The organism is Vibrio sp. HA2012 (assembly GCF_002812955.1).
GTDB lineage: Bacteria > Pseudomonadota > Gammaproteobacteria > Enterobacterales > Vibrionaceae > Vibrio.
Genome location: NZ_PFXK01000010.1, coordinates 59,889 through 68,045, shown reverse-complemented (window position 1 = coordinate 68,045; position 8,157 = coordinate 59,889). Strand labels below are relative to the sequence as shown.

General features: G+C 44.2%; 11 protein-coding genes. 4 read left to right on the top strand and 7 right to left on the bottom strand.

Translation table 11 applies throughout. The annotated features are described in order from the left end of the window. The first annotated feature begins 292 nt into the window (after positions 1-292). Positions 293-844, top strand: a complete 552-nt coding sequence (locus tag CSW98_RS16335; RefSeq protein WP_100801551.1) for a gamma carbonic anhydrase family protein — start codon at positions 293-295, stop codon at positions 842-844. Here CSW98_RS16335 and CSW98_RS16330 read toward each other — a convergent pair. From CSW98_RS16330 to tsaC, 3 genes are all read right to left on the bottom strand, one after another. Next, positions 841-1,101 carry a DUF1488 family protein gene (locus tag CSW98_RS16330; RefSeq protein WP_100801550.1) on the bottom strand — a complete coding sequence of 87 codons (261 nt, stop codon included), beginning with the start codon at positions 1,099-1,101 and terminating at the stop codon, positions 841-843. The genes CSW98_RS16335 and CSW98_RS16330 overlap by 4 nt on opposite strands. Then, entirely contained in the window at positions 1,101-1,934 is an 834-nt protein-coding gene (gene aroE / locus CSW98_RS16325; RefSeq protein WP_100801549.1) for a shikimate dehydrogenase, read from the bottom strand. The genes CSW98_RS16330 and aroE overlap by 1 nt, the downstream gene beginning before the upstream one ends. A 100-nt stretch (positions 1,935-2,034) precedes the next feature. Beyond that, positions 2,035-2,592, bottom strand: coding sequence for an L-threonylcarbamoyladenylate synthase type 1 TsaC (tsaC, locus tag CSW98_RS16320; RefSeq protein ID WP_100801548.1), 558 nt, complete (start codon positions 2,590-2,592; stop codon positions 2,035-2,037). Positions 2,593-2,798: 206 nt separating this feature from the next. Here tsaC and purE point away from each other — a divergent pair, with 206 nt between their 5' ends. Continuing rightward, a complete protein-coding gene (gene purE, locus CSW98_RS16315) occupies positions 2,799-3,284 on the top strand; it encodes a 5-(carboxyamino)imidazole ribonucleotide mutase (RefSeq protein WP_100801547.1) in 486 nt (161 codons plus the stop codon). A gap of 5 nt (positions 3,285-3,289) precedes the next feature. Then, positions 3,290-4,417: a 5-(carboxyamino)imidazole ribonucleotide synthase gene (locus CSW98_RS16310; protein WP_100801546.1), complete on the top strand. Its 1,128-nt coding sequence runs from the start codon at positions 3,290-3,292 to the stop codon at positions 4,415-4,417. Between the two features lie 44 nt (positions 4,418-4,461). Here CSW98_RS16310 and CSW98_RS16305 read toward each other — a convergent pair whose 3' ends face one another. From CSW98_RS16305 to CSW98_RS16290, 4 genes are read right to left on the bottom strand one after another with little or no spacing between them, the layout of a single operon-like run. Continuing rightward, positions 4,462-5,031, bottom strand: a complete 570-nt coding sequence (locus tag CSW98_RS16305; protein ID WP_100801545.1) for a DNA topoisomerase family protein — start codon at positions 5,029-5,031, stop codon at positions 4,462-4,464. Between the two features lie 14 nt (positions 5,032-5,045). Beyond that, on the bottom strand, positions 5,046-5,519 hold the full coding sequence (locus CSW98_RS16300; RefSeq protein ID WP_100801544.1) for a DUF494 family protein: 474 nt from the start codon (positions 5,517-5,519) through the stop codon (positions 5,046-5,048). 2 nt (positions 5,520-5,521) lie between these two features. Beyond that, positions 5,522-6,628 (bottom strand): DNA-processing protein DprA, encoded by a 1,107-nt coding sequence (gene dprA / locus CSW98_RS16295; protein WP_100801543.1) that lies wholly within the window; start codon positions 6,626-6,628, stop codon positions 5,522-5,524. 15 nt (positions 6,629-6,643) lie between these two features. Then, complete coding sequence (locus CSW98_RS16290; protein WP_100801542.1) at positions 6,644-7,480, bottom strand: hypothetical protein; 837 nt, start codon at positions 7,478-7,480, stop codon at positions 6,644-6,646. Between the two features lie 161 nt (positions 7,481-7,641). On the opposite strand from CSW98_RS16290, the gene def reads away from it, so the two are divergent. After that, positions 7,642-8,157 carry a peptide deformylase gene (gene def / locus CSW98_RS16285; RefSeq protein WP_232733545.1) on the top strand — a complete coding sequence of 172 codons (516 nt, stop codon included), beginning with the start codon at positions 7,642-7,644 and terminating at the stop codon, positions 8,155-8,157.

Genomic DNA, 8,157 nt, shown 5'->3' with positions numbered 1-8,157 from the left:
AAAGGCTTTCCCTCAAAGCGGACGTGCATTTTAGCGAGATAACGGTCAGTGTCAAACACTTTTTCAAATTTATTTCACCAGAGCTTTCGTCCTGACTGACTCTGCGCTGAGGCCTTGTCAGCTCTGCCGTGTCAGTGAGGCGGCATTATAGAGAGATGTTTCTGCTTGGCAACCCATTTTTTATAATTATTTCGTTTTTTTTATTGTTTGCCTGTTTTTTGTCCGCAACAGGACTGTTTTACTAATTAAACCAGTCGTTTTATGCTTATCAGCCCCAAATTAAGGATTATTTATGTGTACATTAAGACGCTACAAAAATACCGCTCCCCTAATGGGCAAAGATGTTTACGTTGATGAAACTGCCGTACTCGTTGGTGATATTACTATTGGAGATGATGTCAGTATCTGGCCTTTTGTTTCAGCACGGGGAGATGTTAATCATATCTGTATAGGAAACCGAACCAATATTCAGGACGGTTCAGTTTTACATGTTACTCATAAGAATCCAGCGAATCCTGATGGTTATCCACTAGTTATAGGTAATGATGTCACTATAGGTCATAAGGTCATGCTGCATGGCTGTACCATTAAAGATCGTGTTCTGGTGGGAATGGCCTCTATCGTTCTGGACGGTGCAGTAATAGAAGAAGAAGTAATAATTGGCGCAGGAAGTCTGGTTTCACAAAATAAGATACTGAAAAGTGGTTATCTGTATATCGGCAGCCCAGTAAGACAGGCTCGCCCTTTGACAGAGCAGGAACGAGCCTTTTTGAAAAAATCAGCAGATAATTACGTGGCTACTAAAAACGACTATCTTCAGGAGACGACTCCTTCTGAAAATTAAAGTTCTATCTGATCCTCAGGGTTGAATTCTTCATTCTCGATCAGTTCTTCCGCCAGCTCTTCAATATCAAAACGTAATAATTTGAATTGTTGAAGAGCTTCCTCCCCTGCAGAAACTTCGGTTTCGGCCAGCTGACTTAGTTTATCCAGTGTAATAACACATTCGATCAGAGCTCCAGATTGCTGAGCCGGGAATGTTATTGCCTGCAGATCGTCATTCCAGTCCTGTACATCAGGAAACAAAATAGACTGATTCATTATTGACCTTCCAGATTTTTTCTTAATTCTCTTAAAATTTGCTTAGTGCCGGGTCTTAACCCTCTCCAGAGCATAAAACTTTCTGCAGCCTGCCCAACCAACATACCCAATCCATCATAAGCATGTGCCGCACCCTGCTCTCTCGCCCACTGGTTAAAGGCCGTTATACCTGTACCATACATCATGTCATAAGCCACGCTGGTAGCAGAAAAGATAGCAGATGAAATCTCTGGTAGCTGTTTATGCAGACTTGCAGACGTTGAATTAATAATAATATCAAACGGCATATTAATAGTATCCATTGGAATCGCCTTAATATTACCGAAAGGTTTAAACAAAGCTTCCAACGTCTGGGCTTTTTCAAAAGTACGGTTGGTGATAACAAATTCCGCAGGTTCTTTATCCAGTAATGGTTTTATCACTCCTCTTGCTGCTCCACCCGCACCAATCAGCAAAATTCGGCTTCCTTTCAGAGGTACCTGTTGATACAGCAGATCCTGCACTAAGCCTTCCCCATCTGTGTTATCACCAATAATTTCACCGTCATCCAGCTTTTTCAGTGTATTTACTGCCCCCGCCAGTTGAGCTCGCTCAGTCAAACGTCCAGCAAACTGATAGGCCTCTTCTTTAAAAGGTACAGTGACATTACACCCCTTTCCCCCTTCTGAAAAAAAGGCTTTCACAGCTTCCTGAAAATGGTCAATTTCTGGTTGTGCCGTTTTGTACTGCATATTCTGCATAGTTTGTCTGGCAAACAGAGTATGAATAAAAGGTGATTTACTTTGTGAAATAGGGTTACCAAAAACGAGATATTGATCAGGAATACCAGCCATGTCCTTGCCTGCATTATAAAATAAAAGGGGTCATACCTATGACCCTATCACTTCGCTCTTTGTTCGCCAATGCTTTATAACCAAACAATATTTCAACATCTCATCCCTGCCTTAAAACCTTTCCGCTTATAGCATCACGAATTTCTGACGGATTATCTCTTCCGCCAGTATTACCGGCCAAAATCACAACATCCGTGTTACCCAACTGTTGCTCGACCTGATCTGTAGTTTTACATGGAGGATAGCCAGATAAATTCGCACTGGTCGAAGTAATAGGCTTTTCATACACCCGACACAACTGCTGTACCAAAGGATGATCCGTTACCCGTACCGCAACGGAATCAAACTGTCCGCACACCAGTGAAGAAACGCGCTCACTGGCCGGAATAATCCAGGTTACAGGACCAGGCCAAGATCCTTTTACAGCCTGTAACTGAGCATCTGATAGCTGAGTATCATCGATATATGGAAGAAGCTGGTCATAACTAGCCGCAATTAAAATCAACCCCTTCTCTGCAGAACGCCTTTTGATGGTCAGTAATTTCATGATTGCTCCGCTATCATCCGGATCACACCCAATGCCAAACACACCTTCTGTCGGATAAGCAATCACCTGACCATTTCGTAAAGCCTGCAGAACTTGTTCAAAATTATTCATACATTTTCATGCTTTCATTCAGTTTGATCTACGCTAGTGTACAAATGATCAATAAAACAGGCTAAACCTATTTTTATCTATTTCAGTTTCTGAGTTTGAGCGAAAGCGGTACACACACAACGCAAACGTTTTCCTTATGGTGTTTTCTCCGTATAATGCGCGCAAATTATCCAGATACTCAGTAACTGCGCTTAAAGGAGTTTTAGATGACAGTCGGAATTATTATGGGTTCCAAATCAGATTGGCCAACCATGAAGCTGGCAGCAGAAATGCTGGATCAGTTTGGTGTACCTTACGAAACCAAAGTCGTTTCAGCTCACAGAACCCCTCAGTTGCTGGCAGACTATGCCTCCAGCGCTAAAGAGCGTGGTATCAAAGTGATCATTGCAGGTGCAGGTGGAGCAGCTCACTTGCCGGGAATGACTGCCGCTTTTACAAGTATACCTGTATTGGGTGTACCTGTTCAGTCCAGAGCACTTAAAGGTATGGACTCCCTGCTTTCTATTGTACAGATGCCAAAAGGTATTGCTGTCGGTACACTGGCTATCGGTGAAGCGGGCGCTGCAAATGCAGGCATACTCGCAGCACAAATCATCGGTATCCACAATAACACCGTTATGGAAAAAGTAGAGGCCTTCCGTCAATCACAGACAGATACTGTATTAGCCAACCCAGATCCGGCAGAGGACTAATTCAGATGCATGTTCTTGTCTTAGGCGCAGGGCAACTGGCCCGGATGATGGCTCTGGCCGGAGCCCCTCTTAATATTAAGCTGTCTGCATTTGATGTGGGAACAGGAAATATCGTTCATCCACTAACTCAGGCACACCTCGGACACGGTCTGGAAAATGCGATTGAACAGGCTGACGTAATCACAGCAGAATTTGAACATATCCCTCATGATGTTTTGGACATCTGCGAAAAAAGTGGAAAATTCCTGCCGAGTACTGAAGCGATAAAAGCTGGCGGTGATCGCCGGTTAGAAAAGGCTTTACTGGATAAAGCGAAAGTCTCCAATGCCAAATATTATGTGATCAATAACCGAGAAGACTTCACTGCTGCTATCGATCATGTCGGTTTTCCAATGGTACTGAAAAGTACATTAGGCGGGTATGACGGAAAAGGACAATGGCGCCTGAAAACAGAGTTTGATGCAGAAACTGTCTGGCAGGAAATAGCACTTTGTATTGCAGAAACACCAAATCAGGCCATTGTTGCTGAAGAGTTTGTACCTTTTGACCGAGAAGTATCTCTGGTAGGTGCTCGAGGGAAAAACGGAGAAATTGAAGTCTATCCGCTAGCAGAAAACATCCACACCGACGGTGTACTATCGCTGTCTACTGCTATTGTAAATATTGAATTACAGCAGCAGGCTCAAAAGATGTTTACTGCTGTCGCTGAAGAGCTGGATTATGTCGGCGTACTGGCGCTGGAATTTTTCGACGTACAGGGCAGATTGCTGGTCAATGAAATAGCCCCTCGGGTACACAACTCTGGCCACTGGACTCAGCAAGGTGCAGAAACTTGCCAGTTTGAAAACCACTTACGTGCAGTCTGTGGGCTGCCTCTGGGGGGAACAAATATGATCCGCCCGACAACAATGGTGAATATTCTTGGTGAAGATACTCTGCCACAATCAGTGCTAAGCCAGCATGCCTGTCATATTCACTGGTATGGAAAAGAGAAGCGGCCAGGAAGAAAGATGGGGCACATCAATGTGTGTGCAAATAATCTGAAAACACTGCGCCAAGAACTGATTCGGTTAGCGGATCAAATGGATGAAACAGCCTTTCCGGCGATCCGTAAAAATGCGCTGAAATTCTAACCAAATAAAATCTCAAAGCCCTCCAGAACAATTCAGGCGGGCTTTTATGTGCCCTGAATATGCCGGCATTTTTTATCTGCACACTGAAGTTGTTTACCACTGGCCTGTTTCTTTTCCACCAGCAAGGTAAAACCACAAACCTCACACACACCAGAAACCGGCGGATAATTAACCGCAAACTTACACTTCGGATAATTATCACAGGCATAAAACGTTTTGCCAAAGCGGGATTTTCTCACCACCAGAGCCCCAGTTTTGCACTCCGGACAAGCGAATTTTTCTTGAGGATTATCATCGGAAAAAGTTGTGTCCTGAGACTCAATATGCTGACACTCAGGGTAACCACTACAGCCAATAAACATACCATAACGCCCCTGCCGTAATACCAATTCCTGACCACATTCAGGACAAACAACACCAAGAGTTTTTACAATATGCCCGTCATTCTGATAAAGAGGCTTAATATAATCGCATTCAGGATAATTAGAACACCCAAGAAAAGAACCGTGCTTACCATGGCGGAGAGTAAGGAGTGCCCCACATAGGGGGCAGGGTTCATGCTCCAGAGCATGCTCGTGTGCTGTAAACAGCTGATGATTAATTTTTCCGCTCATAACTGGTGATAGACTTAATGCAACATACCCATTTCAGTAGAAAACAGCAGTTCTTCCATCTGAGTATAAGCATTTTCATTTCCCGGAACATTGAACAACACCATGAGAATCACCCACTTGAGATCATCCAACAGCAATTCATGCGTTTCCAGACCCATAACCCTGTCTATAATCATTTCACGGGTTTCCGGTGTTAATACGTTTATCTGCTCCAAAAGCAACAAAAAACCACGGCAAGTCACGTCAAGACGACGCATTTCGCTATCGGTATAGATACGACAGGACGTTCTGTCACTAACAGTAAATGCTGGCCGGGTATCGCTACTTTGTAAAGCCACCAGCCCTTCCAGCCAGTCTAATGCTTTATAGATCTCTTCCTGATGAAAACCTGCTCGCAAAAGTTCCTCTTCAAGCTCGTCCTGGTCGACCATTAACTCTACATCGCTATGAATGTAGGTTTCGAACAAATACATCAATATGTCCATCATAGCTAACCCCTCCTCATACGAATATAACCGCCCGGTACAGCGGCAACATGCCCTTGAAGCTCGAGCTCAAGAAGCTGCATCATAATTTCATGCACAGGAATATGGGTTCGCTGAGCAAGAATATCAACCGGTACCGCTTCTTTCTCTCCTACGTTAGCTAACAGTTCAGGAAATGGCAATTGCTCTTTTTCAACTTCCTCCTGAAATAATGTATTCTGACCGGAAAGAGACCATTTAATCAGATGACTTATCTCCTGAAGAATATCTTCAGAAGTCTGCACCAATGTAGCCCCTTCTCTAATCAGATGGTTTCCTCCACGGCTGTTAGGATGATGAATCGACCCCGGGAGAACAAAAACATCCCGGCTCTGTTCACAAGCATATCTGGCCGTAATCAACGAACCGCTACGTTCAGCGGCTTCAATAACCAGAACACCCGATGCAAGCCCGCTGATAATCCTGTTACGCCGGGGAAAATGTTCGGCCATTGGCGGTGCATCCGGACGAAATTCAGACACCAGAGCACCATGCTCAATTATCCTTTCTGCCAACGGCTTATGTCTACGAGGGTACAGATTATCCAACCCCGACCCCAGTACAGCTATCGTATCTCCTCCTGCCTTTAACGCACCATCGTGAGCATACCCATCCACACCAAGGGCGAGTCCGCTAGTAATCGTCACTCCCTGACGAGCCAGATCGCCGGCAAAACTTCGAGCGGTATCCAGTCCTTCCCGACTAGCGTTCCGACTTCCGACAATAGCCAATTGAGGCTCAGAAAGAAGTGATAACGAACCTTTAACAAATAATACCGGAGGATAAGCACTTATTTCTTTTAGTAGCGGAGGATAACCAACACACAGAGGTGTAATAATATGATGCAAAGACGCAGCTTGCAGCCAATGCAGACAGGATTCCACCACTTGATCAGACTCATAACGCAGATAATGAATCTGTGCAGGTTTTAATCCAACAGACTCTAACCGTTCACGGGAGGCACCAACAAGACAAGCTGGGGAGTCAATAGACAACAACCGGGTAAGCCTCTTCCCGCCAATACCAGGCATAAAGCTAAGTGCTAGCCAAGCTGATAATTCTTGTTCCGTCATTACGATCCCCGACAACTACTCATCTTCAGGAAAATCAGGCGGAGATGATACCGCCACCAGCTGTTTCGTGACCGGTAACAAACTAAAGTTGATAACAGCCAGACTGAGATATTGATAAGACTGAATCACAGTTACACTACCGATAAATATATCTGGCAAAAATATTCTTTCTGCATCTTTTTTTCCCCGATAACTGAATGCACCACCCTCACCATAAACCACAGCTCCGGATTCAATAAGGTGGAAAACCATTCCCGGATAAACTCTGTCATTAATACCCCGGTCCAGTACCACTGACTGCCCGGCTACGGCAAAATCACCGTCACCGACAGAACCAAGAATACGGGCATACATAAATATGTTTTCTATTTCCGGAGCATTAACTTCTGCTGAGAATAATGCTGGAACCATATGGGTATCCGGCAAGACAATATCGTTTGGCTGAATTTCCTGGCGTTGAGAAACAAGCCGCAACTTGCTTATTTTATTTTCAGTCGAGACCAAAACCGCTGCCGCAATTTTTCTCAATGCAACCATACTGCTAGTCGGCTCCTTTCTGCGAAATATCCCTGCCACACGGTAAATACCCCATGCCTTATGCGCATGCTCCCCATTGATATAAACTGGTTCATCTGCAGAAAGATAATGGCGACGATTACTGCTTCCCAAAACATAATCTGCTTCAGAAAGAGAGTCTTCACTGATCATTTTGTTTGCATTGATATCGGTCTGGAATCTGTTCTCATCAGGAAAAACAGAAAATGAAAACGCAGCAGCCCCTGTTTCACTAAAGCTGGATAGAGAAAAAAATACTAAAAATACTGCCCAAAAAGAGTAAAATGTCCTGAACATGGCCCCTATTCCTTAAACGATAAATAGTTCGACTCTGTTTATCTGTTGCATGTTTGTCTAAAAAACAAACGCAGGAATGCTGTCATTTGTCCTATAAAATGTCTAGAATTGAACCAGCTAAAATGTAGCTGTTTCGGTCCAGTTCAATATTTAGAGTGTATATGTCTGAATTAGAAGTATTAGTATTCCCAGATGATCGCCTGCGCACAGTCGCAAAACCGGTAGAGGCTATCACACCAGAACTTCAGAGTATCATCGATAAGATGATTCAAACTATGTATGAAGAAGAAGGTATTGGCCTCGCCGCAACTCAGGTGGACTTCCACCAGCGTCTTGTCGTTATTGATGTATCTGAGAGCCGTGATCAACCTCTGGTGCTTATCAACCCTGAAATCACAGAAAAACGAGGGGAAGACGGCATTGAAGAAGGCTGTCTGTCAGTACCGGGATCCCGGGCTTTCGTTCCTCGGGCAGCAGAAGTAACAGTAAAAGCACTAAACCGTGACGGTGAAGAATTCACGCTTGATGCTGATGATATTCTGGCCATCTGTATCCAGCATGAACTGGATCATTTGGAAGGAAAGCTATTCGTCGATTACCTTTCCCCGCTTAAGCGTAAGCGCATCAGAGACAAACTTGAAAAAATCAAAAAATACAATGAAAGACACCATGATTAA